The following is a 23,359-nucleotide window of genomic DNA, read 5'->3' as shown; positions in this document are numbered from 1 at the left end:
ATTGAAGTTAGCAGACATTCCTAGGGTAAGAAATATTACTAAGGACGACTTTATAGAGAACTACTTTAAGCCTCAAAAGCCTGTTGTGTTAGAACAGGCTATTGCAGACTGGCCAGCATTTACCAAATGGAATTTAGATTACATGAAAGAGGTTGCAGGAGATATTACTGTGCCCTTATATGATAATAGACCAGTTCAGCATAAAGACGGTTTTAACGAGCCACATGCTAAAATGAAAATGGCGGACTATGTTGATCTTTTAAAAAAAGAGCCAACCAAATACAGGATTTTTCTTTGGAATATTTTAAAGGAAGTACCTGACTTACAGAAAGACTATACCTTTCCGGATTTTGGATTAAGGCTTTTAAAAGGGCTGCCAATGTTGTTTTTTGGCGGAAGAGATTCATACACCTTTATGCATTATGATATTGATTTAGCCAATATTTTTCATTTTCATTTTGATGGAGAGAAAGAAGTAGTGTTGTTCCCTCAATCTGAAACAAAGAAGCTTTATAAAGTACCACATTCTTTAATAACACATGAAAGCATTGATTTCTCAAGTCCTGATTATCAAAAGTGGCCTGCACTAAGACATGCTAACGGTTTTAAAACAACATTAAAACATGGAGAAGTACTGTATATGCCAGAAGGGTTTTGGCATTATATGAAGTATATAACCCCGGGTTTTTCTATGAGTTTGCGTGCTTTGGCACGTAATCCCAAAAATTTAGGTAAGGCATTTTATAACATTTTGATTATGCGCCATTATGATGTGTTAATGCGAAAACTCAAAGGTCAAGATTGGATAGATGCCAAGAACAGCAGGGCGATTACTGACACCAATAAAAATGTTGAGGCATTAGATGAAAACTAAAGGTTCTTAGGGAATTAACTCTTGCAGTTTTTCATAGACCAAGTGACTTTCCCAGCCTCTGTATAGGAGGTAATCTGCTAATTTTTTTCTTCTTTTCTGGGTATTTGTTTCAGTAATTTGATCTAGTCTTTTTTTAGCGAGATGATCTAGGGTGGTTGAGTATGCTTCGGGTTCGATCTCTTTTAAAGCTGTAGTTATATTATATTTAGAAATATCTCTAAACTTGAGTTCACGTACAATTCTATTTTTGCCCCATTTTTTAATATTGAATTTTCCTCTCGCAAAACTTTTGGCAAAGCGCTCTTCATTTAAAAACCTGTCTTCAATAAGTTGGGCTATAATGGTATCTATAGCTATCGGTATCATACCCATATCCTTTAATTTAGAAACCACCTCTTTGTGACAACGATCTTGGTAGGTACAATAGCTTTCTATTTTTTTAGTGGCTTCTTGAACGGTGTAGCTTTTTGATTGTTGGTTCAATGGTGATATTTAAATAAAATTTAAAATTAGGAAGATACTTAGGCAAAGATATAAGCAAAAGCAAAACTGAGTAAAAGTATTAAAATGCCAACAGCTATTCCTACTCCAACTGTTATTAGTAAAAATAAAATAACCTTTAATATTGATTGACCAATGGTAAGTTTGTATAGTTTTCCATAAACATAAGTATAATATAATATCAATAGAGGGTATATTAATAGAAACAAGCTAGGGTGAATCCAAATAGCTATAAAAAATATTAGAGAAGTAGTTAAAAAACTAAAACCTTGAATATAGCAATTGGCTACAATATGTTCCGCATAATTGTATGGCTTTCTGTATACTAAAAATGCTATCAATGTGTATATTGGAAGTAAAAGGATAACCATTAAGTTAAAGTACTTAAGTGCAAATTTTGAGCTTTCAGCTGATTTGGCCAACTGTTCTGCCTTAAATTGTGGATCAGCAAATGGTCCGCCCAGTGTTTCTGCATACCAATTAATTTGAGATTCATTAAAATCATTCATTACTGAAATGTATTCTTCATCAAAAGAATTAAATACAAACAAGTTAATAGCCATGCCTATAGTTAGAAATGCAAAAGGATTTAAGAATTTTTTACGTGTGCCGCTATAATATTCCCTAAGAAGCACTCCAGGTCTTAAAATCAAGTATTTAATGGTAACAAGGTACTTATTGTCCCACCCAATATAATTTTGAAAAGCATCTTCTAGAATACGTTTAATCGTTATTCTTTCAGAGACTATTTTAGCACCACATTGGTTACAGTAAAATGATTGATGAACTAGAGCGGAAGAGCAATTTTTGCAGGACATTTGTAATGGTTGGTTAGGAATTTAATTGTTAAAATACATAAAAAACCAAAAACAAAACAAGCAACTCTGTTAGAGTCGCTTGTTTATTAATATTAGTATAATACAAATCTGATTTAAACTATCACCCCTTATAAAAAGTTGTATCCTAATACTACAGAAAGTACTTTGTAGCTTGATGATATTGCCGCGTAATTGCTTAATAATTCTCGTCTAGGATTATAATTTATCTTTATGCTAGAGTTGTTATGGGAAAAACCTATTCCAAAATTAAAGGAAGTTCGTGGTGAAATTTCAAAGTCACTACTTGTTTCAAAATCAATATTTGAATCTAAAGCGGTATCTATTTGGAACGCAGAATTTATAAATATTTTAGAATCATTACTTAGAAAAAAATAATGTCTTACCCCTAATGATGTTTCGATTGATTTGTAGTCTACGGATACTGTTTGGAATTCAAGCTGTTCTTCTCCCTTAAAACTTTGATACATTGGTTGTATAAACAAAGACCATTTGTTCTTATTAAAAGGCAATATAGCTTCTAGTTCAATTCCAAACCTTAGAGTAGTTTTATTTTCCAGACTGAAATTTGTACTTTCTTGAGGTGAAGAATAGTCCAATGATGCAGAGTTTAATCCAGCTCTTATACCTAAGTTGAAAACATTTTTGTTTTCAATTTTAGATGCTTTGCTGTCTACATATTTTGGGTTCTTGCACAGATTGTATAAATTAAAAAAAGTAACTAATTCAGTTTTTTTGTAATCTATAGACTTAACATCGTTTAGCGTTATATTACCGCATTGTAGGTTGTCCCATAATTGTTTTTTGTAGTTGGTGTTTTCTCCTACCTTATTATCTGCAGTCAGGTACTTTTTGTAAATTAATTGTTCTGTAGAAGTATTGGTGGTATTAAAAAAGAATCTTATCAGATTGCTATCTTCATAATAGAACAAGTTTGCGTCACCACTGACTATTTCTTCAAGAAATAATTTTTCAGAATTTAAGACCGCTTCTTTTGATTTACTCAGTCTTTTGAGTAGGGTTTTCGATCGATCAATTTTGACCTCTTGTCTTATATATTTCTTTCCATTATTTAATGAAAATTCGGCTATATTATTAATATATCCATTCTTAATTTCTGAATCGAAATTGGTCCTATATTCAAATGAAGTGGGATTGTTTTTCCAGCCTACATTTTTTATAAAACATTCAATTTTATTTCCTGAATTATCAACTATATAACCAGGTTCGAATGTTACTTGGGAATAAGAGGTGGTACTTAAAAGAGTGATTAATAATAAGGAGAGTGTAAATTTTAATCTAAAGAGCATAGTTGAATTTTATTACAATGATTGTAGTTATGAGAAACAAAAAAAGCGACTCCATAAGGAAATCGCTTTTTTAATTAATATATTGTTTTACCGTCTTTATTTTTAAAACGATATTCTAGATACGTATACGCATCGCGCGGTTGAATTTTAATCCATTTCTTATATTCCAAGAACCATTTTGTTCTCATTGATGGAAAACCTTTAGTAATATAGGCTGCTATAAAAGGGTGTATATTTAAAGTTATACTGCTATCCTTTTTAGGTCCTTTAAGAAGTTTTTCAAGGTCCGCTGTAATTTTATCTATTAAAACAATAGGTGCTTCCACCTGTTTCCCAGAATTATTTGGGTCCTCTTCAGTTGTTTTAATATTCATTTCAGGTCGTACCCTTTGTCGGGTAATCTGAATTAAACCAAATTTACTAGGAGGTAGTATTTTATGTTTGGCACGATCATCTTTCATCTCATCTCTAAGATGTTCAAAAAGCTTTTTTCTATGTTGTGGCTTTACCATATCAATAAAATCCACTACAATAATTCCGCCCATATCACGTAAGCGTAATTGCCTTGCGATTTCTGATGCAGACAAGAGATTTACCTCTAAGGCCGTATCTTCTTGATTTTTAGCTTTGTTTGATCTGTTGCCACTGTTTACGTCTATTACATGAAGTGCTTCGGTATGCTCTATTATTAAATAGGCGCCTTTGCTCATAGCGGCAGTGCGGCCAAAAGACGTTTTGATCTGTCTTTCGATTCCAAATTTTTCAAAAATAGGAACATTGGTGTTATAGTGCTTAACAATGCTTTCCTTTTCAGGAGCAATTTCGGCTACATATTCTTTTATTTCACTGAATAATGTAGCGTCATCAACATGTATTCCTGTGAAACTATCATTGAATACATCTCTTAAAATAGAAGATGCTCTATTAAGTTCAACAAATACTTTTGATGGTGTTTGGGCACGATGTAATTTTTTACACATTGCTGACCATTTGTTCAGCAAGTTTTCTAGATCTTTGTCCAGCTCTGCGACTTTTTGTCCTTCTGCGACCGTTCTTATGATAACACCAAACCCCTTGGGTTTAATGCTTCTAACAAGTCTTTTTAACCTATCTTTCTCTTCTTTGCTACCTATCTTTTGAGATACGGATACACGATCAGAGAAAGGAACCATTACCAAATAACGTCCGGCAATTGAAAGCTCGGAACTAATTCTTGGTCCTTTAGTGGATATAGGCTCTTTTACAATTTGAACCAATAAAGATTGGTTTGCTTTTATGACATCGGTGATAACACCATTTTTGTCAATATCGGTCTCGAACGGAAAATTACCTAAGGAGTAATCTTTTAATTTTCCTGTGCTCACTTGTTTAATGAACTTAAGCATTGAAGATAATTGAGGACCAAGGTCGTGGTAATGCAAAAATGCATCTTTCTCATAACCAACGTTTACGAACGCTGCGTTAAGACCGGTCACGGGCTTTCTTATTTTGGCAAGAAATATATCTCCAACAGAGAAATCATTACTGTTTTCCTCTTTGTGCAGTTCAGTGAGTTTTCCGTCCTTTAACAAGGCAAAGTCAACAGATTGCGAACTAGATCTTACGATTAATTCTCTATTCACCTGAATATATTTTTAGTTGTTCCAACTATTGTATAGGGAACAAACTGATTAAACAATACCATAGACAAATACTAGTGTATTTGCCGAAATCCAAATATTGGATCTCTATGTCAATGAACGTTTTTTAAAAAGAAAAAGTAGTTTTTAAAACTACTTTTTCTTGTGTCGGTTAGCTCTTCTACGCTTCTTGCGCTTGTGTGTAGCTACCTTATGTCTCTTTCTTTTCTTACCGCTTGGCATAAAGTTCTTTTTTTAAGATTAATTATTTTACGTGTACGTTGCTCTTTACTCCTTCAACGAAAACCTTTGCAGGCTTAAATGCAGGAATGTTGTGAGCGGGTATTTTAATAGTTGTGTTCTTGGAAATATTTCTACCGGTTTTTTCAGCTCTTGTCTTAATGATAAAACTACCAAAACCTCTTAGGTAAACATTGTCACCACTTTCTAATGATGTTTTTACCTCTTCCATAAAGGATTCAACAGTTGCCTGTACATCTCCTTTTTCAATTCCCAGTTTATCTGAGATCTTCGATACAATTTCCGCTTTCGTCATCTTTCAATATTAGATTTTCTGTATGTTTTTTCGGGTTGCAAATATATAAATTAAATTCAATCTTTCTTTCTAATGGGTTAATTTTAAGTGTATAAACTGCTACTTTTATAACTTAGTATTGAAGAGCATGTCATTTTCGGGTAAAATTTTAGATTGGTATCATAAAAATAAACGTGTTTTACCATGGCGTAAAACCACTGATCCGTACAAAATATGGCTTTCTGAAATCATTCTTCAGCAAACACGTGTAGCCCAGGGAACCCCGTATTACTTAAGGTTTGTGGAAACTTTCCCTACCGTTGGTGATCTTGCCAACGCAAAAGAAGAGCAGGTTCTTAAACTCTGGCAAGGACTTGGGTATTATTCTAGGGCCAGAAACCTACATGCTGCCGCAAAAATGGTTATGGGCGAATATAAAGGTAAGTTTCCAGATAATTATAAGAAACTTTTAACACTGAAAGGGGTAGGTGATTACACTGCTAGTGCTATTTCCTCTATTTGTTTTAATGAACCACATGCAGTTGTAGATGGTAATGTGTACAGAGTATTGTCTCGGTATTATGGTATAGATATCCCTATAAATAGTACAGAGGGCATTAAATATTTTAAGTCTTTGGCCCAAAAAGTCATGGACCCTGAAAATATAAGGGACTACAACCAAGCTATAATGGAGTTTGGTGCAATGCAATGCTCGCCCAAAAAACCATTGTGTTTACTTTGCCCATTGAGTGAAAGTTGCGTTGCTTTGGAAAAAGGCCTGGTTGATCAATTGCCGGTCAAACTTAAAAAGACAAAAGTTAGTAATAGGTACTTCAATTATCTTGTACCTATATATAAGGATGCAAAAGATAATAAGTTTACCATATTGCAACAGAGAAAGGGTAAAGGTATTTGGCAAAATCTATGGGAGTTTCCATTAATAGAGTCAAAAGCATCTTTGGAGCTCAATGATGTTGTTACAAGAAGTATTGCTGTTTTTGATGGGGCGGTTGTAAAAGATATACATATATATAATGATATGGATATAGTGCATAAATTGTCCCATCAACATTTACATACCAAATTTTGGATAGTTGATATTGAGGCAAATTTAACCAATAAAATTCCTGTTGAAAAAGTAACTGAATTTCCTGTGCCGGTTTTGATCGCAGATTTTATAAAAGCATTTAAATTTTAGTACTTTTGATTTTTATATCTTTAAGTTATGAGCGGTACATTAAATAAGGTAATGTTAATAGGGCATTTAGGCGACGAAGTTAAAATGCATTATTTTGAAGGAGGCGGTAGTATTGGTAGGTTTCCAATTGCTACGAATGAGACGTATACCAATAAATCTACCGGGGAAAGGGTTACCAATACAGATTGGCACAATATAGTGGTGAGAAACAAAGCTGCTGAAATCTGCGAAAAATATCTAAGTAAAGGTGATAAGGTATATGTTGAAGGAAGGTTGAAAAACCGTCAATGGCAAGGTGAAGATGGTAATACTAGATATTCAACAGAAGTACACGTGCAAGATTTTACGTTTTTGACTACCAAAAAAGAAGGTATGCAAAATAACGGTGGAGCTGCACCTAGTCAGCAAAAACCCGTAAGTACTGAAAATAGAACGCCATCTAAATCTTCAGCACCTGTAAGTCAAGAGGATGATGATGATTTGCCATTCTAACAATATAAAATAGCAGCTATTGGATCCAGACCCCATACCGTTTTTAATGACAACATTGGTTGTAAACGGTGTTTTTGCAATGAATATAATTGTACTATGTGTACTTCTTCTTTGCTCTGCACTAATTTCAGGAGCAGAGGTGGCCATGTTTGGTTTATCCACAACCGAAATTAAAGAATTGCAAGATGAGAAAACGGCAAAAAGTGCTATTCTCATTAAACTATTGGAGCGCCCTAAAAAACTATTGGCGACCATTTTAATAGCTAACAATGCTATTAATATTGGTGTTGTTTTGTTGTTCAGTGTAATTGGTGACACGTTATTTGAAAATGTTAATCAGATATTGTTCGGGGTGGTGTCCGTTCGTTTTTTATTAGAAGTTGTGGTAGCAACATTTTTAATATTGATGTTCGGTGAAATACTGCCAAAGGTGTATGCCAATAGAAATAGAATGAGTTTTTCACACTTAATGGCTTTCCCTTTAAGGATATTGGACTTTATATTTTCACCCTTAAGTTTGCCAATGCGCTCCGGTACCTTGTTCTTATATAATAAGCTAGGTAAACAGAAATCTAATTTAAGTATCGATCATTTATCCCAAGCCTTAGATTTAACTTCACAAGGAGATACTACAAAAGAAGAAAAGAAGATTTTAGAAGGTATTGTAACTTTTGGTAATACGGACACCAAGCAAGTAATGCGTCCCCGTATAGATATTTTCGCTTTAAATGAGCAAATGAAATTTCCTGAAGTTTTGGGAGAAATTAAAAAGCACGGTTATTCTAGAATTCCTGTTTTTGGTGAGAATATAGATACTGTGAAAGGGGTTCTTTACGTAAAAGATTTACTTCCGTACTTAGACAGAAAGACCTTTAATTGGATGACCCTTATAAGAGAGCCATACTTTGTGCCCGAGAATAAGAAATTAGATGATCTCTTATCCGAATTTCAAGAAAAGAAAAATCACTTGGCAATTGTTGTTGACGAGTATGGGGGCACATCAGGTTTAGTGTCCTTAGAAGATATTATTGAGGAAATAGTTGGTGATATTAGTGATGAATTTGATGATGAAGACCTTATTTATTCCAAATTGGATGATTTCAACTATGTTTTTGAAGGAAAAACACCTTTAAAAGATTTTTACAGGGTTATCAAATTAGAGGATACGGATAACTTTGAGGAAAACAAAGGAGAGTCAGAGACCTTGGCCGGATTTGTTTTGGAAAAAGCTGGCAGTTTTCCTAGACGTGGAGAAAAGATATTGTTTGGGTCATACACTTTTGTAGTAGAGGCCATGGATAAAAAACGATTGAAACAAATAAAAGTAACCTTACCACATGAAGAGTAAGTCATTAGTAGGATTTTTTATAGTATTTCTTTTAATGCTCAGTTGTAAAGATGAGCCGGTAATTCCAAAGCCGAAAGCTAAAATGAGATTAGAGTATCCACAAGGTAAATTGGCGGATTTAGAAACAGAGAACTTCAGTTTTAAGTACAATCAATTGGCAGAAGCAGAACCTAATGGCGATCAGGCATATACCATTTCGTACCCTGAAATGAAAGGAGCCATTTTTTTAAGTTATAAGAAAGTTGATGGTAATTTATCTCAGTTGATTCACGATTCTAAAAGGTTAAGTTATGAACATGCTGCGAAAGCTGACAATATTGTAGAGCAGCCATATGTAAACCCAAATGAGAAAGTGTATGGTGCCTTGTTTGAGGTGCAGGGCAATGCGGCTTCTCAATCCCAGTTTTTTGTAACGGATAGTACTGAACATTTTTTAACGGGCTCTGTATATTTTTATTCACGGCCTAATTATGACTCCATTCTTCCTGCCGCTTCATATCTTCAAAATGATATAAGAAGTATCATTGAGACCTTAAGGTGGAAAAATAAGTAACTGATATGACCCGCCAAGACCTTTTAGATTGCCATAAAAGAATTACTCCGTTTGTTCACAATACATCCGTATTAACATCTAGATTAATTGATAAGGAAGTTAATGCCCAAGTGTTTTTTAAATGTGAAAATTTTCAAAGAGCTGGGGCTTATAAAATGCGAGGTGCTACCAATGCTATTCTGCAGTTATCCGAAGAACAAAAGAAAAGCGGAGTGGTAACCCATTCATCAGGTAATTTTGCCCAGGCTTTATCTCTTGCAGCCCAAAGTGTTGGTGTTACTGCCCATATTGTAATGCCCAATACGGCTCCAGAAGTAAAAAAGGTTGGGGTTAGGGAGTATGGTGGTAAAATCTATGAATGTGAACCCACAGTAGAAGCAAGGCAGTCTTTGGCAGATGAAATAGGATTAAAAATGGGAGCAACTTTCGTGCATCCGTCCAACGATAATAATGTTATTTTAGGTCAAGGTACCGCTGCATTGGAGTTACTGGAAAAACAACCCGATTTAGATTATATATTTTGCCCGGTAGGTGGCGGTGGTCTTATTGCGGGTTCTGCTTTGGCGGTAAAATATTTTGGTAACAACTGTAAGGTCTTTGGAGCGGAACCATTTGAGGCTGATGATGCCTACCGTTCATTACAAAGTGGCAAAATTGAGAGTAACGAAACTACCAATACCATTGCGGACGGATTAAAAACGATGTTGGGAGATAAGAATTTCCCGATAATAAAAGAGCTCGTTAGCGGTATTGTTAGAATTACTGAAGATGAAATTGTAACCGCTATGAAATTGGTCTGGGAACGTATGAAAATTATCATAGAACCCTCTAGTGCCGTTACGGTAGCTGCGGTTGTGAAACAATCAATGCAACAACCGGAAATTTTTCAGAATAAGAAAATTGGTATTATTATTTCTGGAGGAAATGTAGACCTTTCTAAATTACCCTTTTAAGCACTAGGTTTATTTTTCACTTAGAATTTTTTCAGCATTTGCAATACTGGAATTGATATTCTCTTTTACTTGTTTTACTTTTTCTTCCTCTTCTAAAAGCCATTTTTTCTTTTCATCACTAAGATCTTTTCCGTTCAAAATTTCATCGGCATCAAAGCGGTCTCCAAAACCTTGCATCCAATCCATCATAGATCTATTGGCTTCTTGTAAATCTTTCATTGCCTTGAATTCAACTGATTCCGCACCTAAGGAATCTGCCATTGGCTTAAGTTGACCAACAAGTTTTCCTAAAGTTCCCATTTTGGGCATCACCTCGTCATGGATGGCCATTACTTCGGACATTTTTGAAGTTTCTGTTTCCGTCTTTTTGGATTCCTTGCAGGAGGTAAAAGATATAAAGATGGCTATGGTAGCTATGTAAAGAATATTTTTCATTTTAGTTTTCTTGTGGGGTAACAGAAGTTATAGTGTATTCATAGTTTTTAACTTTTGTACCGGTAATAATTGATTTTACTTCTTCAATTGATATTAAAGAAGGGTCAAAAACGATATTTCCATTTTTATTGTTAAAACTGATATCAGCGGAAATTACGCCATCTTTCTCTTTAAGGTTAGATGCTATTTTATCCGCACAACCTTCTTGGCAAGCCATACCGTCTATACCAATTTCTACAGACTTAGTTATTCTGTTTTCTAATTTAATAATGCTCGTAGTGTTTTCTTGTGCCAATGAAACTGTTGTGGTCAAGGTGAAAACACTTATGAATAGAGCCAATATTTTTATTCTCATGATGCTAAGATTTAATGAATACTACTGTGAAGTAAATTCAGTTATAGCGTAAAGATACCAATTATGTAAAATCCATTTAAAAATCATTTGTAAAAATAAATAGCTAACCAGATGTTTTTTTAGAAAAAACCTCAATTTTGTTCTAAATCTAATCAATTGAAGAACATAGATCAAAAATGGATTTACCTAATAATTCTGTCATTTATTTGGGGTTCATCCTTTATTCTTATTAAAAGATCATTAGTAGGTTATACGCCATTACAGGTAGGTGGGTTGCGTATTGTTTTTGCATCATTGCTTTTGTTTGTGTTGGGATATAGATCATTGAAAACCTTATCTAAAACAGATTGGAAATGGGTTGTTATAGCAGGGCTCTGTAGTTCGTTTTTTCCACCTTTTTTCTTTGCACTTGCACAAACGGAAATCAGTAGCGGCATCACCTCAATTTTAAATTCGGTAGCACCTTTGTTTACAACAATGGTAGGTATTGCTCTTTTTGGTTTAGCGTTAAAAGGAAGACAGGTGATTGGTGTTCTCATTGGTCTTTTTGGTACTGTGGTATTAATAGCTGCCGGTATGGAGAATAATACGGATCAAAATTATTGGTATGCCTTCTTTATTATATTTTCTGCATTAGGGTACGCATTCAATATTAATATTATTAAGAAATATTTGTCTCATTTGAGTCCGTTGGCGGTTACCACGGCAAGTTTTGGTGTTGCGTTTTTTCCTGCTTTGATCATTCTTATATATTCTGGAGTATTTAGACTGTTTGCCGGTAACGGTGCTATGTATAAAGCGGTGTGGTATGTAATGGCACTGGCATTTTTAGGTACCGCTTTGGCAAATATTCTGTTCAATAAATTAATAAAGCTATCTAGTCCGGTATTTGCGGCATCAGTAACCTATTTAATTCCCTTAGTGGCTGTTTTATGGGGTTTTTTGGATGGAGAGAATATTAGTATACTTCAATTGTTGGGAGGTATTATTATCTTATTTGGGGTATGGCTAGTGAATAGAAAAAAAGTTAGTTCGGCAAAAATAACTACGTGAACTGTAACAATATCATCATATGGTTGTCTTTGAATTGAACTAATCAAAAAACTGAAGATCATGAAAAAAATAGTATTTGTCATATTGGCGGTCACTTTTGCGATCGGTAATATTCATTCTCAAGAAAAAACGTTCAACGTAAAGTCATTTGATAAACTAATTGTAAGTCCGCACATTGAATTGAATCTTGTAGAGGGTGAAGAGGAAAATGTGGTTATTGACAATGCAAAAGTTCCTTTAGAAAAGATAAATGTTGAAGTTGAAGGAAGAACCTTAAGACTGTATTTGGAAGGGGCTAAATTGGTTACAAAATCTGAACGTATTTCAAATGATAACTGGCGCGGTAGTAAACCTTTGTACAATGGTACCATGGCTACTATTACCGTCACATATAGAAAATTGGAAAATCTTTCTGTAAGGGGAGAAGAGATCGTAAGGTGTAAGAATCTTTTTAATGCAGATGATTTTAAAATGTCTTTGTATGGTGAGGCAAAAATTTATTTTGATGAGGTTTCTATAGACGAATTGACCGTGGCAATTTATGGTAGTAGTTATTTGGAAATTGGCGGAGGTAATGTAGCTCGTCAGGTTTTTAGGGCCTATGGTGAAAGTGAAGTAAATACTGAAAGTATGGTTGCCGATGAAACTAAAATTACTGCTTACGGAGAAAGCAATTTTAGAGTGAATGTGGTAGATAGGTTGAAGGTAACTTGCTATGGAGAAACAAATGTAAATTATACCGGTAACCCAGATGTGGATAAGGGCTTAATATTTGGCGAAGCCAGAATTAGAAAGATAGGTTAGAAGAAAGTAATTGTTTAAAACAAAAAACCCGCTTTTTAGCGGGTTTTTTTAGTGATGGTATGCTATGTTATTCAAAATCGGATGGAGAAACGCCATCGTTGATCTTGATTTCAGAAACTATGAATTCAAATGACTGAGGACCCACGGTCTGTATAATTTTGAAAGGGAACATAATGCCAGACACCTCTTTGTAATCCTCAAAATTAGTGATGCTTGAGATTTGTTGTCCTTGCATTTCATTTGTGGTGATCTCTTGAAGTTTCAATCCAGTTTCCACATCATAGAAAGCAGATTTCTTTTCGTTGATCGTAACTTTATAGGCATTTTTATCACCTACCATTTCCATTCCTTCTAAAGAAAGTGATTTAGCCTTTAGGTACTGAAGTTCGGATATCGGGGTAGATTCTCCTTTGAAAGTAACAATTTCTTCTTCGCCAAAATCTTTACGTTGACCTTGTACAACCATATAACCGCTATCACCATTAAGAACTTGCTTGCTAACCGAATTCCCCATCATTTGTACATCTTGCATCAATTGGTAGTTAGATGTTTTTTTGATGTTTAGGTTAAGCTTCATGCCCTGCATTTCAGCTTCGGCCATCATGGCGAATGTTTTTACGCTTTCAAGTTTGTCTTTTCCGCCAACAGCTGCTACATACTTTTCAATGATCGATTGTGCAGATACACCTTCCGGTACGGTAACTTCATAGTTGGGTGTTTCAACGCGATCTGCAGTTTTTGAATAAGCAAGTACAGGCAATTTTTTACCTTTAAATTGTACGTTCTGAAGGTTGCTTAGAATTTCACTTCCTTTACCAACAACGATTACACGGGCGTTATCAACATTGAAGTATTTTTTTGCGGCAGCCTCAACTTCTTCTTTGCTGATCTTTTCCAATTTTTCTAAAAAAGTCTTGTAGAAATCTTTTGGTAGATTTTCCTTTTCAACGTTCAGGGCATATCTGGCAATAGTCTCTGGGTCTTCAAGAGCCATAATAAAACTACCGGCATATAAAGCTTTGGTGTTTTTTAATTCCTCATCTGTAACAGGTTTAGAGGTTATAAGCTCAAGCTCTTTTAACATTTCAACTACGGAACTATCGGTTACCATATTTCTAACTTCTGCAGATGCCCTAAATCTAGACGGGCCATATTTGTCGTTCCCAATAGAAGAATAGGCACCGTAAGTGTAACCCTTGTCTTCTCTTAAATTAGAATACAACCTGCTATCAGATCCTCCGCCCAATATTTCATTGGCTAAAAGTGCGGCGATATAGTCATCGTCCTTCATTTTAAGATTTACGATATTTTGTACCGTAATTTCAGATTGAACCGCATTGGGCATATCAATAAAATTGATCTGGGTATTTGGTACGTTCTTTGGTTGAGAGTAAGAGAAACTTGGTGGTACCGCTTTGGTCCAAGAGGTAAAGTATGTTTCGGTCAATGTTTTTACTTCATCAAAATTTACGTCACCTATTACGATTAAATAAGCATTGGCGGGAACAAAGTATTCTCGATAAAAATCTTCAACATCGGCTAGGGTAACATTGGTTACGGTTGACTCTGTCGTGAATTCCCCATAAGGATGATTTTTACCATAGGCTAAGGCTCTTTGCGCTCTGCTAGATATAGATGAAACCACTTTCTCTTCAGATTTAAGTCCAGTAATAAGTTTGTCTTTTTCTTTATCAAATTCCTCCTGCGTAAATTTTGGATTAATAGCGGCATCCGCCATAAGTTCCATCATTCTTGTAAAGTATTTTGAAAGCGACTGAGCATACGCTCCTTGTGAGCTAAAATAAAGTCTAGCACCTAAAAAGTCGATTTCTTCGTTAAAGGCTTCTTTTGTTATGGTTTTTGTGCCTTGTCCCAAAAGACTGCCGGTTAAACTGGACATACCGGCCTTATTACCTTCTAAAATTGGAGGATTATCAATGGATAATTGAATAGATACCCTTGGAAGTTTATGATTTTCTACCACTAGTACTTTTAAGCCGTTATTCAGTTTAAAGGATTGTGGTGTGCCTAAATTTACTTCAGGAGCAGGTCCTGGTGTTGGCATTACTGTACGGTCTACTTGTGCCTGTATGGCAATAAAGGAGAACAATGCTAAGAGTAATATATATGTATTTTTCATGGTCGTGTTTAGTTTGCGGTATTTTGTTCAGGTAAATATTCTAGTACCAATCTTTGGTTGGGTTTCAAATACTTTTGGGCCACTTCTTGGATCTCTTCTCTAGTTATGGATCTATAAACTTCTATTTCTTTGTTGATTAAAGAAGTATCCCCATAGAGCATATAGTATTCAGCAAGTGAGTTTGCAATGCCCTCAACGCTAGAATTACTGTTTACAAACTGGTTCTCAAACTTATTCTGTAGTTTTTGATAATCGTTTTCGGAAATTAAATCAGTTCTCAATTTCTCTACTTCCTCTTCAATAGAGTTGTTAAGAGTGTTTAAACCTGTTTCACCTACGGGTAGCGCAAAAATGATGTACATACCATAATCTTCTAAAGTAACGGGTATGGCACCAATTTGTAAAGCCTGCTTTTCATCGTCTACCATCTTTTTGTATAGTTTGGATGATGGTCCGTCGCTGAGGTAGGTGGAAATCATTTCTAAAACTTGGCTGTCTCTATTTCTGAGTCCCGGAGTTCTATACGCGATCATAGAAGCCGGAATCTGAATGTTGGAGTCATAAGCTTTTGCATTGATTTCGGTAGTTATAGGGTCTTCTTTAGGGAAATTTCTGGTGATTTCTGCACCTTTTGGAATATCCTTGAAATAATCGGAAATCAATTTTTTGGCATTGTCTTTCTCAAAATCCCCGGCAATGACCAATACGGCATTGTTTGGAGAGTAAAACTTTTTCTTAAAAGCAATAAATTCGTCTAAAGTAGCGGCATCTAAATCTGCCATTTTGCCAATTACGGTTTCTTTATATGGATGATTTTGAAAAAGGTTTTTCTTGATATTTTCTATAAATTTACCATAGGGAGAATTATCGACACGAAGCCTTTTTTCTTCTTTGACTACTTCATTTTGAGTGTCTACCCCTTTTTGATTGATGACTGGGTGCAGCATTCTCTCAGATTCTAGCCAAAGCCCTAATTCTAAATTGTTAGAGGGGAATACTTCGTAGTAGTAGGTTCTGTCCTCATCAGTGGTAGCGTTTCCTGAGCCACCGTTAGAAGAAACAATTTTGTCCCATTCCCCTTTTTTAATATTCTCGGTTCCCTCAAAGAGTAGGTGTTCAAAAAAATGGGCAAAGCCCGTACGTTGTGGATCTTCATCTTTAGATCCTACATGGTATAGCACCGAAATGGAAATTAGCGGTGCGGTGTTGTCTTGGTGTAAGATTACATGTAGGTCATTGTCTAGGTCATACTCTTCAAAAGCGACCTCTTGTGAGATTCCGGCAAAAATGGAAAGGCACATTGCCGAAACCAGTAGTGATTTCATTTTCATTGAAACTGTATTAGGTTAGTGTTTAAATACTTTGTTCCATTGGTATATTTAAATACCATTTTGTTACAATAATTTTTGTTTTGTAGGAACAATCTTCAAATTTAGTATTCTTTAACATATTATTTCAAATTATTTATTGTTTATTCATTATCTTAAAAGAGTAAACAAAAATAAAATTAAGATGAACAATTTCGCCCTTCCTATAAGATTTGGTATCGCCGCCAGTGGTAGTTTAATCGCTTATTTTTTGGTGTTGTCTCTGTTTGGTCTTCATGTAAACGTTTTTTATAGCCTATTCAATGCAGTTATTACAGGGTTTGCCATTTATGAGGCCATAAAATATTATAAACTAAAAAAGGGAGATACGTTTAATTACTCGGGCGGTTTCATGGCCGGTTTAATTACCGGTGGTGTAGCAACCTTGCTATTTACACTTTTCTTTGCCATATATTCCACAGAGCTGCAACCCGGTTTTTTAGAACAATTATCAACGAGGTGGGCAAATACCTATAAAAGTTTTGAGGCTATTGTTTTTTTAGTAGTTGCCACTATGGGCTTTACCACAAGCCTGGTTTTAACACTTGCTTTTATGCAACTGTTTAAGACTTCGAATACTACAAAAATAAAGAGCGTATAAAATTCCACAAAAACGCTTGTAAATTCACGATTTAGAACTATATTTGCACCCGCCTATGGAAAAAATCCATCAGGTTTAATAATACATTTAACAATATGTACGCAATTGTAGAGATGGCAGGGCAGCAGTTTAAAGTTGCAAAAGACCAGAAAGTGTACGTTCACCGTTTACAAGTAGAAGAAGGTAAGAAAGTTACTTTTGACAACGTTCTTCTTTTAGATGATGGTTCGAGCGTAACTATCGGCGCCCCGGCTATAGACGGAGCCGCAGTAGAGGCTAAAGTCGTGAAGCACCTAAGAGGTGACAAAGTAATCGTTTTTCATAAGAAAAGACGTAAAGGTTACAAAAAGAAAAATGGACATCGTCAATCTCTTACCGAGATAGTGATCGAGTCTATTATTTCTAAAGGAGCTAAGAAAGCAGAAACTAAGAAAGCAGCACCAAAAGCTAAGAAGGCAGATGGTAAAGCGGCACCAGTTGATGTTTCTGTAGCATCTAAACCAAAAGCAAAGAAAGCTTCTGGTAAAGGTGATGATTTAAAAAAGATTGAAGGTATTGGTCCAAAAATAGCCGAAACCTTAAATAATGCAGGTATTTCTACTTTTGCTGATTTAGCAAAAACAGACGCAGCTAAAATTTCTGAAATTATTGCTGACGTTCGTGGAAATCACGTAACCGATACTTGGCCAAAGCAAGCTGAATTAGCTGCTGACGGTAGATGGGACGAGTTACAGAAATGGCAAGACGAATTAGACGGTGGTGTAGCTAAATAAGCTAGGTCATCAAAGTATAATAATATTTAAAACCTCAGACAATGGCACATAAGAAAGGTGTAGGTAGTTCTAAAAACGGTAGAGAATCAGAATCGAAACGATTAGGAGTTAAGATTTTTGGTGGTCAAGCTGCTATCGCTGGTAACATTATCGTTAGACAGCGTGGAACAAGACATAATCCTGGTGAAAATGTTTATGCAGGAAAAGATCACACATTACACGCACGTGTAGATGGTCTAGTGAAGTTTGAAAAGAAAGCAGGTGGAAAATCATATGTTTCCATTGAGCCTTTTGAAGCTTAAGCTTAAGACAAGTTATTTAGAAAACCCTCTTCAATACTGAAGAGGGTTTTTTTATGGAATAATTTTAAATTGAGTCAGCAAACTCTATATTCTTGGAGAGTTGTGGATGTAGAAGTAGGGTATTAATCAATTGGATGTTAGTATTCGGCTCGTTGTTCCGGATTACCTTTATAGAAGCTCCGTAGGTACCACCATATTCCTCGTAATTGTCAATATAAAAATTGTGCTTTTTAATATATAAATCCTTTAATTCTATTTGTTTATTGTCGATTAGTTTAATCAAATTTTTTGAAAGATTGTTGATAATAGTTTTTTGTTTTTTATTTAGACAATACACTGAAGGTATTAGTGCTCGTTGTTTGAATTCTAGCTTTATAAGAATTTTTCCTTTCGGTACGTAATCTCTGGTATGTCTTTTGTGAGCTTTTAAATGCTCCAATAACCTTTTTTTTAAATCGTTTTGATAAGTATTCCGTAAAATTTCTAGTTCTAACTTAATATTATTAGGAATGTCCTTTTCAATAGTTTCTCGCCAATTACATAAAACAGGCAAGTGGTGTTTGATTAGGTAATCTAAATAACTCTTAATTTCTTTTATTTTTTGAATTTTCCCTTTATTCTCATCATCGAAATAAGAGATTCTAAGCTTTTCATTATGCTCTTTCCATTCTAAATATTTCTTAAATTGTTGTTCGTTTAATATAGATTTTTTAAAAGATTTTTCTAATTCCCATTCTTCAAATTCGCTCAAAATTTCTCCATTAGAATCTTTACTGGTTTTGTTTTCTCTGTAATTATAAATTAGTTCGGCTTGCTCGTTTGTTAAATTAAGAGAGTCATTCATATTAACTATCAATTCTATTTGACCTTTTTTAATCCAATCTTCATTTAATTGATCTACCTTGTAAAACTCTTTTAATTGTTCTTGGTTTAGGAAAGTTTTTAATTTTTCATGGGCTATTTTTAAATATAAATTACGCCTATGGTTTATTTTATAATCTTCTACTTTGTAACCAGATTTATCACTTGTTTCCCATTGAATTTTTTGCAGTATTTCTTGAAGTTCTACTAATTCATTGTCACTCAATTTTAAAGAAGCGTATTCCTTTTGTTTGATTTCAAATCTTCTTTTTTCAAAATCTTGTTTTTCGTAATTACTTTTTACCTCTTGTTTTATTTCTCTAAATTGACTTCTTTGTTTAACGTTTAATTTTCTGTAAATGGTCTTATAATAACGACAGCGTTCTGTTTTTTCATCATAATCAGGATCAATACTCCATGTATAATCTTTAAACCACTTATAGGTGAGTTCATCAATTTCAAGAATCTGCCTTTTGGATAAATTTAAATGCTCGCCATACTGATCTGTAAATGTTATTGTATTCTTAATTTTGGGATGGGCCATAGCGTAAGAATGTAATGAACAAGGTAATTCACTTTAAATATAAATATTTTAGAGTAGTTACAATAACTTCTCACCAATCTCAAACCAAGTATTAACACGTTCAAAACCTTTTGTATTTACGTTGTGTGGAGAGGTGAATTGTAGGCTTCTGCCTTCAAAATTCTCTAAATTAAAACTACGGTCGTCTATGAGAACATCTCCTTTAAGAATGTGCTTATGACCACATAAAATGCGATTTTGCCAAGGAATAAAAGGAAAGTGTTCATCTAACCATTCACTTTTTTCTTCTAATGAATTGGGAAATTGCATAGCTGCAGATGCTATATATACCTCATGCTTATCGGCTAATCGTGCAAGTATTTCTTGACTGCCGGCAATCGGCTTTAAATTTCTAAAAAAGCCTCTTCTGGTGGCGTGCTTTCTAACACTGTCCTGGTGTGCTTCTGGCACCATATGCCAAACCTCTGATCCTTTACATATTTCTGAAGTGAGCTCACCTTTAAACTCTGTATTGTAAATTTCTATATGGGCACCGTAGGTATCGGCTATGACCTCGTCCATATCAACAAATATTATCATAGTGCTATATTTTAAACGAAGTACGTGAAAATGTAGGTAAGAGAAAAGAGATAACCCAATTGTATGTGCTTATGACTTTAATCTTAAGGAAAATATAAGATTGATTTAAAACTTAATGAATAACTTTAAGAAAACATTTCAATTAAATATCTCTATGGAAAGTAAAAAATTACCGAATTCTGCATTCATTTATGTGTTGTCCGTTCTTAGTTGTATTATCTGTTGTCTTGGCGGGTTTGGCATTATACCCGCAGTAATTTCTTATTATTTAGCTTCAAAATCTGAAGGAATTTATAAAATGAATCCTGATGGTTATGACAATTATGGTATTATAAAAAGGGGTAAAATAATTGCGATTATAGGGATAATTTTAAATATTATAGTAATTGGTATTACCATTTGGACGTTGAGCACAATTGGATGGGATGCATGGTCCGAGGAGTTCGTAAGAAAATGGAATGAGGGTATGCAAAGTGGTCAAGGTTATTAATATTGTTACGATAGCAGTATGTTATGAAATGCCCGTTTTTCAATATTAATGGATACCGTTAATAATTGATTTTTATCAGATTACAATTTTTGGGGTTAGTGATTATTTTGTACAACTAATTCTAAACAATTAAAATCATGAAAAAATCAGTTATCTGTATTGCTATGGCCGGCACATTATTATTTTCTAGTTGCTTGGGCTCTTTTAGCGCTTTCAATAATTTAAAGGACTGGAACCAAGGAGTCTCTGATAGTAAGTTTGTAAATAACCTGGTATTTTGGGGGTTGAACATAATTCCTGTTTACGGACTATTCTTTTTGGGTGATGCCATTATTTTCAATGTTATCGAATTTTGGAGCGGATCTAACCCAATTGCTATGGAAGAAGGAGAGTCTGAAACCCAAATGGTAGAAAGAGACGGTAATACCTTTGAAATGACCGCTACTAAAAATAGGATGCAGGTAACTGTTGTCGATGGACCTAAAAAAGGTAAGAAAATTGATTTGGTATATAAGCCAAGTGAAAAATCATGGAATGCGGTAAGACCTAATGGTGAGATTATAAAACTATCTTCTTTTGAAGAAGGTTTTTACATTGTTTACATGCCAAACGGTAAAGAGGTGAAAATTGATCCGTTAAGTTCTAAAGAACAAGGTTTGGTTCAATTAAAGGAGCAAACAGATTGTTATTATTTGGAAGGTATGTTGGCAGAAAACAACTAACTGGAAAAGCTTAAAACAAAAAAAGGTCTCGATGTTATCGAGACCTTTTTTATTTACAGGGCTATAATTTAGTATCTATAGTAATCAGGTTTAAAAGGACCTTCAACCGTAACACCAATATAATCAGCTTGGTCTTTCTTTAATTCGGTTAATTCTGCACCTAAACGAGACAAGTGTAATTTTGCAACCTTTTCATCTAAATGCTTAGGTAACATATATACTTCGTTCTTGTAGTTTTTACTATTCTTCCAAAGTTCAATTTGCGCCAAAGTTTGGTTGGTAAATGAATTACTCATTACAAAACTAGGGTGTCCGGTAGCACAACCTAGGTTTACCAATCTGCCTTCTGCCAAAATGATAATATCTTTACCGTCAATAGTGTATTTATCTACCTGAGGCTTAATTTCATCTTTAGTGTTTCCGTGGTTTTTGTTTAACCAAGCCATATCAATTTCATTGTCGAAATGACCAATGTTACAAACAATGGCTTTATCCTTTAGAGCTTCAAAATGTTCGGCTCTAATAATATCTTTGTTTCCAGTAGTGGTAATTACGATATCTGCATTACCAATAACGGTTTCCAGTTTTTTAACCTCAAACCCGTCCATACACGCTTGTAGTGCACAAATAGGATCAATTTCCGTAACGGTAACAATAGAACCGGCACCCTTAAAAGAAGCAGCGGTACCTTTACCAACATCACCATAACCGGCTACAACAACGCGCTTGCCTGCAAGCATGGTATCCGTAGCTCTACGTATAGCATCAACAGCACTTTCTCTACAACCGTATTTGTTATCAAATTTAGATTTGGTTACAGAATCGTTTACGTTAATAGCGGGCATAGGTAAAGTACCATTTTTTACGCGCTCATATAAACGGTGTACTCCTGTAGTGGTTTCTTCTGAAAGTCCCTTAACATCAGACGCCAATTCTGGATACTTATCCAAAACCATGTTGGTAAGATCACCACCATCATCTAAGATCATATTCAATGGTTTTCTGTCCTCGCCAAAGAATAGAGTTTGCTCAATACACCAGTCAAACTCCTCTTCGTTCATACCTTTCCAGGCATAAACAGGTACACCTGCGGCAGCAATAGCGGCAGCGGCTTGATCTTGGGTAGAGAATATATTACATGAGCTCCAAGTAACATCTGCACCCAATGCGGTTAAAGTTTCAATTAAAACGGCAGTTTGTATGGTCATATGAAGACAACCTGCAATACGTGCCCCTTTTAAAGGTTGCTCGTCTTTGTATTCTTCACGAAGGGCCATTAGGCCTGGCATTTCAGCTTCTGCCAATTCAATTTCTTTTCTTCCCCAATCGGCAAGGGAAATATCCTTTACCTTATAAGGCACATACGGAATAGTTTTCGTGCTCATATCTTTATAATTTTATACTTTCGTTAATCTATGTACAGCAATTTTTAATTCGTGCAAAGGTACGAATAACACTAAGAATCCCATGCCGCTTTACAAAACTATAACAGTAAACAAAGAAACCTCTGTAGCTATATGGAAGGTAGAAGAGACAGAAGAACATCTTTGGAAAGGAATTGAACTTACTGATCATTGTCAAAATAGGTTCAATGGTATGAAGTCTGATCTTCACCGTAAGGCATTTTTAAGCATTAGACATTTATTGGCCTTGTATAATTATGTAGATGCCGATCTGGAGTATGATGATAATGGGAAACCACATTTAAAGGACGGAAATTTTATTTCCATTACGCATTCCCATAATTTCACGGCGATAATAATAAGTGAATCCGAAGAAGTAGGTATAGATATTGAAATGCAGCGCGATAAAATATTGCGAATTGCACACAAATTTACACCATTTGAAGAGTATAGAACTTTGGCTAATACTGCAGCAATAATCAGAAAATTGACCATAGTGTGGGGCGCCAAAGAATCTTTATATAAAATTTATGGCCATAGAGGCGTAAGTTTCTTACATCACATCAACGTTCAAGATTTTATATTTAACGCTGGGCGGACAACGGCGCAAATAATTTTTAACGGGCAATCTTCGGACTATGGAATCAAGTTTTTAGAATTTGAGGATTTCACCTGTGTTTATGCCATTAGAAATAAAAATTAATATTTAGG

26 protein-coding genes are annotated in these 23,359 nt (G+C 34.8%); 14 read left to right on the top strand and 12 right to left on the bottom strand.

The annotated features are described in order from the left end of the window. The first annotated feature begins 1 nt into the window (after position 1). Positions 2 to 874: a cupin-like domain-containing protein gene (locus VBZ51_RS06915; protein WP_416576465.1), complete on the top strand. Its 873-nt coding sequence runs from the start codon at positions 2 to 4 to the stop codon at positions 872 to 874. Positions 875 to 880: 6 nt separating this feature from the next. On the opposite strand, the gene VBZ51_RS06910 is transcribed toward VBZ51_RS06915, so the two are convergent. The 5 genes from VBZ51_RS06910 to VBZ51_RS06890 all read right to left on the bottom strand — a co-directional run bounded on the left by VBZ51_RS06910 (position 881) and on the right by VBZ51_RS06890 (position 5,696). Continuing rightward, entirely contained in the window at positions 881 to 1,357 is a 477-nt protein-coding gene (locus VBZ51_RS06910; protein WP_416576464.1) for a regulatory protein RecX, read from the bottom strand. A gap of 38 nt (positions 1,358 to 1,395) precedes the next feature. After that, positions 1,396 to 2,193, bottom strand: a complete 798-nt coding sequence (locus tag VBZ51_RS06905) for a DUF3667 domain-containing protein (RefSeq protein ID WP_416576463.1) — start codon at positions 2,191 to 2,193, stop codon at positions 1,396 to 1,398. A gap of 128 nt (positions 2,194 to 2,321) precedes the next feature. After that, complete coding sequence (locus VBZ51_RS06900; RefSeq protein WP_286814844.1) at positions 2,322 to 3,521, bottom strand: tRNA modification GTPase; 1,200 nt, start codon at positions 3,519 to 3,521, stop codon at positions 2,322 to 2,324. Between the two features lie 74 nt (positions 3,522 to 3,595). Further along, positions 3,596 to 5,143 (bottom strand): Rne/Rng family ribonuclease, encoded by a 1,548-nt coding sequence (locus tag VBZ51_RS06895; RefSeq protein WP_071340549.1) that lies wholly within the window; start codon positions 5,141 to 5,143, stop codon positions 3,596 to 3,598. Positions 5,144 to 5,405: 262 nt separating this feature from the next. Next, positions 5,406 to 5,696 (bottom strand): HU family DNA-binding protein, encoded by a 291-nt coding sequence (locus VBZ51_RS06890; protein ID WP_027065813.1) that lies wholly within the window; start codon positions 5,694 to 5,696, stop codon positions 5,406 to 5,408. 127 nt (positions 5,697 to 5,823) lie between these two features. Here VBZ51_RS06890 and mutY point away from each other — a divergent pair, with 127 nt between their 5' ends. The 5 genes from mutY to VBZ51_RS06865 are packed head-to-tail and all read left to right on the top strand — an operon-like array spanning position 5,824 to position 10,219. Next, positions 5,824 to 6,873 (top strand): A/G-specific adenine glycosylase, encoded by a 1,050-nt coding sequence (gene mutY, locus VBZ51_RS06885; protein ID WP_416576462.1) that lies wholly within the window; start codon positions 5,824 to 5,826, stop codon positions 6,871 to 6,873. A gap of 27 nt (positions 6,874 to 6,900) precedes the next feature. Further along, entirely contained in the window at positions 6,901 to 7,365 is a 465-nt protein-coding gene (locus VBZ51_RS06880) for a single-stranded DNA-binding protein (protein WP_058104872.1), read from the top strand. A 19-nt stretch (positions 7,366 to 7,384) separates the two neighbouring features. Continuing rightward, complete coding sequence (locus VBZ51_RS06875; RefSeq protein WP_058104873.1) at positions 7,385 to 8,713, top strand: gliding motility-associated protein GldE; 1,329 nt, start codon at positions 7,385 to 7,387, stop codon at positions 8,711 to 8,713. Further along, positions 8,703 to 9,266, top strand: a complete 564-nt coding sequence (gldD, locus tag VBZ51_RS06870; protein ID WP_058104874.1) for a gliding motility lipoprotein GldD — start codon at positions 8,703 to 8,705, stop codon at positions 9,264 to 9,266. Before VBZ51_RS06875 ends, gldD begins: the two co-directional genes overlap by 11 nt. A gap of 5 nt (positions 9,267 to 9,271) precedes the next feature. Beyond that, positions 9,272 to 10,219 (top strand): pyridoxal-phosphate dependent enzyme, encoded by a 948-nt coding sequence (locus tag VBZ51_RS06865; protein WP_091608474.1) that lies wholly within the window; start codon positions 9,272 to 9,274, stop codon positions 10,217 to 10,219. A gap of 9 nt (positions 10,220 to 10,228) precedes the next feature. Here the strand turns inward: VBZ51_RS06865 and VBZ51_RS06860 are convergent, their stop codons facing one another. Both VBZ51_RS06860 and VBZ51_RS06855 read right to left on the bottom strand, forming a co-directional pair. After that, positions 10,229 to 10,654 (bottom strand): hypothetical protein, encoded by a 426-nt coding sequence (locus VBZ51_RS06860; protein WP_416576461.1) that lies wholly within the window; start codon positions 10,652 to 10,654, stop codon positions 10,229 to 10,231. 1 nt (position 10,655) lies between these two features. Continuing rightward, positions 10,656 to 11,009 (bottom strand): heavy-metal-associated domain-containing protein, encoded by a 354-nt coding sequence (locus tag VBZ51_RS06855; RefSeq protein ID WP_416576460.1) that lies wholly within the window; start codon positions 11,007 to 11,009, stop codon positions 10,656 to 10,658. Positions 11,010 to 11,165: 156 nt separating this feature from the next. On the opposite strand from VBZ51_RS06855, the gene VBZ51_RS06850 reads away from it, so the two are divergent. Further along, positions 11,166 to 12,062 (top strand): DMT family transporter, encoded by an 897-nt coding sequence (locus VBZ51_RS06850; protein ID WP_416576459.1) that lies wholly within the window; start codon positions 11,166 to 11,168, stop codon positions 12,060 to 12,062. Positions 12,063 to 12,122: 60 nt separating this feature from the next. Further along, a complete protein-coding gene (locus VBZ51_RS06845; RefSeq protein WP_416576458.1) occupies positions 12,123 to 12,866 on the top strand; it encodes a head GIN domain-containing protein in 744 nt (247 codons plus the stop codon). Between the two features lie 67 nt (positions 12,867 to 12,933). Here VBZ51_RS06845 and VBZ51_RS06840 read toward each other — a convergent pair whose 3' ends face one another. Beyond that, the gene (locus VBZ51_RS06840) at positions 12,934 to 15,006 is read right to left on the bottom strand and encodes a M16 family metallopeptidase (RefSeq protein WP_416576457.1); all 2,073 of its coding nucleotides are present in this window, start codon (positions 15,004 to 15,006) and stop codon (positions 12,934 to 12,936) included. A gap of 8 nt (positions 15,007 to 15,014) precedes the next feature. Beyond that, complete coding sequence (locus VBZ51_RS06835; RefSeq protein WP_394332430.1) at positions 15,015 to 16,331, bottom strand: M16 family metallopeptidase; 1,317 nt, start codon at positions 16,329 to 16,331, stop codon at positions 15,015 to 15,017. Positions 16,332 to 16,518: 187 nt separating this feature from the next. On the opposite strand from VBZ51_RS06835, the gene VBZ51_RS06830 reads away from it, so the two are divergent. The 3 genes from VBZ51_RS06830 (at position 16,519) to rpmA (ending at position 18,049) form a co-directional block, all read left to right on the top strand. After that, positions 16,519 to 16,974, top strand: a complete 456-nt coding sequence (locus VBZ51_RS06830; RefSeq protein ID WP_058104882.1) for a DUF4199 domain-containing protein — start codon at positions 16,519 to 16,521, stop codon at positions 16,972 to 16,974. A 95-nt stretch (positions 16,975 to 17,069) separates the two neighbouring features. After that, a complete protein-coding gene (gene rplU / locus VBZ51_RS06825) occupies positions 17,070 to 17,747 on the top strand; it encodes a 50S ribosomal protein L21 (RefSeq protein WP_416576456.1) in 678 nt (225 codons plus the stop codon). A 41-nt stretch (positions 17,748 to 17,788) separates the two neighbouring features. After that, on the top strand, positions 17,789 to 18,049 hold the full coding sequence (gene rpmA / locus VBZ51_RS06820; RefSeq protein WP_013992723.1) for a 50S ribosomal protein L27: 261 nt from the start codon (positions 17,789 to 17,791) through the stop codon (positions 18,047 to 18,049). A 64-nt stretch (positions 18,050 to 18,113) separates the two neighbouring features. Here rpmA and VBZ51_RS06815 read toward each other — a convergent pair whose 3' ends face one another. Together VBZ51_RS06815 and VBZ51_RS06810 are read right to left on the bottom strand one after the other, a co-directional pair. Then, entirely contained in the window at positions 18,114 to 19,454 is a 1,341-nt protein-coding gene (locus VBZ51_RS06815; RefSeq protein WP_416576455.1) for a hypothetical protein, read from the bottom strand. A 57-nt stretch (positions 19,455 to 19,511) separates the two neighbouring features. Beyond that, a complete protein-coding gene (locus VBZ51_RS06810; RefSeq protein WP_071340538.1) occupies positions 19,512 to 20,033 on the bottom strand; it encodes a 5' nucleotidase, NT5C type in 522 nt (173 codons plus the stop codon). A 154-nt stretch (positions 20,034 to 20,187) separates the two neighbouring features. On the opposite strand from VBZ51_RS06810, the gene VBZ51_RS06805 reads away from it, so the two are divergent. Together VBZ51_RS06805 and VBZ51_RS06800 are read left to right on the top strand one after the other, a co-directional pair. Beyond that, positions 20,188 to 20,523, top strand: coding sequence for a CCC motif membrane protein (locus tag VBZ51_RS06805; protein ID WP_416576454.1), 336 nt, complete (start codon positions 20,188 to 20,190; stop codon positions 20,521 to 20,523). Between the two features lie 137 nt (positions 20,524 to 20,660). Next, the gene (locus tag VBZ51_RS06800; protein ID WP_416576453.1) at positions 20,661 to 21,245 is read left to right on the top strand and encodes a DUF3332 domain-containing protein; all 585 of its coding nucleotides are present in this window, start codon (positions 20,661 to 20,663) and stop codon (positions 21,243 to 21,245) included. Positions 21,246 to 21,313: 68 nt separating this feature from the next. On the opposite strand, the gene ahcY is transcribed toward VBZ51_RS06800, so the two are convergent. Then, complete coding sequence (gene ahcY / locus VBZ51_RS06795) at positions 21,314 to 22,630, bottom strand: adenosylhomocysteinase (RefSeq protein ID WP_416576452.1); 1,317 nt, start codon at positions 22,628 to 22,630, stop codon at positions 21,314 to 21,316. Positions 22,631 to 22,712: 82 nt separating this feature from the next. On the opposite strand from ahcY, the gene VBZ51_RS06790 reads away from it, so the two are divergent. Next, positions 22,713 to 23,351: a 4'-phosphopantetheinyl transferase family protein gene (locus VBZ51_RS06790; RefSeq protein WP_416576451.1), complete on the top strand. Its 639-nt coding sequence runs from the start codon at positions 22,713 to 22,715 to the stop codon at positions 23,349 to 23,351. Positions 23,352 to 23,359: the final 8 nt, after the last annotated feature.

The sequence above is a fragment of the Maribacter sp. HS genome (assembly GCF_048059195.1).
GTDB classification, from domain to species: Bacteria; Bacteroidota; Bacteroidia; order Flavobacteriales; family Flavobacteriaceae; genus Maribacter; species Maribacter dokdonensis.
The sequence above is the reverse complement of the archived record's forward strand: the minus strand, read 5'-3'. Positions and strand labels throughout refer to the sequence as shown.

Bases quoted from the DNA above. Each gene is read 5' to 3' on its own strand.
- VBZ51_RS06905 (WP_416576463.1), bottom strand. From the start codon at position 2,193: ATGTCCTGCAAAAATTGCTCTTCCGCTCTAGTTCATCAATCATTTTAC.
- VBZ51_RS06900 (WP_286814844.1), bottom strand. From the start codon at position 3,521: ATGCTCTTTAGATTAAAATTTACACTCTCCTTATTATTAATCACTCTT.
- VBZ51_RS06890 (WP_027065813.1), bottom strand. From the start codon at position 5,696: ATGACGAAAGCGGAAATTGTATCGAAGATCTCAGATAAACTGGGAATT.
- mutY (WP_416576462.1), top strand. From the start codon at position 5,824: ATGTCATTTTCGGGTAAAATTTTAGATTGGTATCATAAAAATAAACGT.
- VBZ51_RS06880 (WP_058104872.1), top strand. From the start codon at position 6,901: ATGAGCGGTACATTAAATAAGGTAATGTTAATAGGGCATTTAGGCGAC.
- gldD (WP_058104874.1), top strand. From the start codon at position 8,703: ATGAAGAGTAAGTCATTAGTAGGATTTTTTATAGTATTTCTTTTAATG.
- VBZ51_RS06865 (WP_091608474.1), top strand. From the start codon at position 9,272: ATGACCCGCCAAGACCTTTTAGATTGCCATAAAAGAATTACTCCGTTT.
- VBZ51_RS06860 (WP_416576461.1), bottom strand. From the start codon at position 10,654: ATGAAAAATATTCTTTACATAGCTACCATAGCCATCTTTATATCTTTT.
- VBZ51_RS06855 (WP_416576460.1), bottom strand. From the start codon at position 11,009: ATGAGAATAAAAATATTGGCTCTATTCATAAGTGTTTTCACCTTGACC.
- VBZ51_RS06845 (WP_416576458.1), top strand. From the start codon at position 12,123: ATGAAAAAAATAGTATTTGTCATATTGGCGGTCACTTTTGCGATCGGT.
- VBZ51_RS06840 (WP_416576457.1), bottom strand. From the start codon at position 15,006: ATGAAAAATACATATATATTACTCTTAGCATTGTTCTCCTTTATTGCC.
- VBZ51_RS06835 (WP_394332430.1), bottom strand. From the start codon at position 16,331: ATGAAATCACTACTGGTTTCGGCAATGTGCCTTTCCATTTTTGCCGGA.
- VBZ51_RS06830 (WP_058104882.1), top strand. From the start codon at position 16,519: ATGAACAATTTCGCCCTTCCTATAAGATTTGGTATCGCCGCCAGTGGT.
- rplU (WP_416576456.1), top strand. From the start codon at position 17,070: ATGTACGCAATTGTAGAGATGGCAGGGCAGCAGTTTAAAGTTGCAAAA.
- rpmA (WP_013992723.1), top strand. From the start codon at position 17,789: ATGGCACATAAGAAAGGTGTAGGTAGTTCTAAAAACGGTAGAGAATCA.
- VBZ51_RS06815 (WP_416576455.1), bottom strand. From the start codon at position 19,454: ATGGCCCATCCCAAAATTAAGAATACAATAACATTTACAGATCAGTAT.
- VBZ51_RS06810 (WP_071340538.1), bottom strand. From the start codon at position 20,033: ATGATAATATTTGTTGATATGGACGAGGTCATAGCCGATACCTACGGT.
- VBZ51_RS06805 (WP_416576454.1), top strand. From the start codon at position 20,188: ATGGAAAGTAAAAAATTACCGAATTCTGCATTCATTTATGTGTTGTCC.
- VBZ51_RS06800 (WP_416576453.1), top strand. From the start codon at position 20,661: ATGAAAAAATCAGTTATCTGTATTGCTATGGCCGGCACATTATTATTT.
- ahcY (WP_416576452.1), bottom strand. From the start codon at position 22,630: ATGAGCACGAAAACTATTCCGTATGTGCCTTATAAGGTAAAGGATATT.
- VBZ51_RS06790 (WP_416576451.1), top strand. From the start codon at position 22,713: ATGCCGCTTTACAAAACTATAACAGTAAACAAAGAAACCTCTGTAGCT.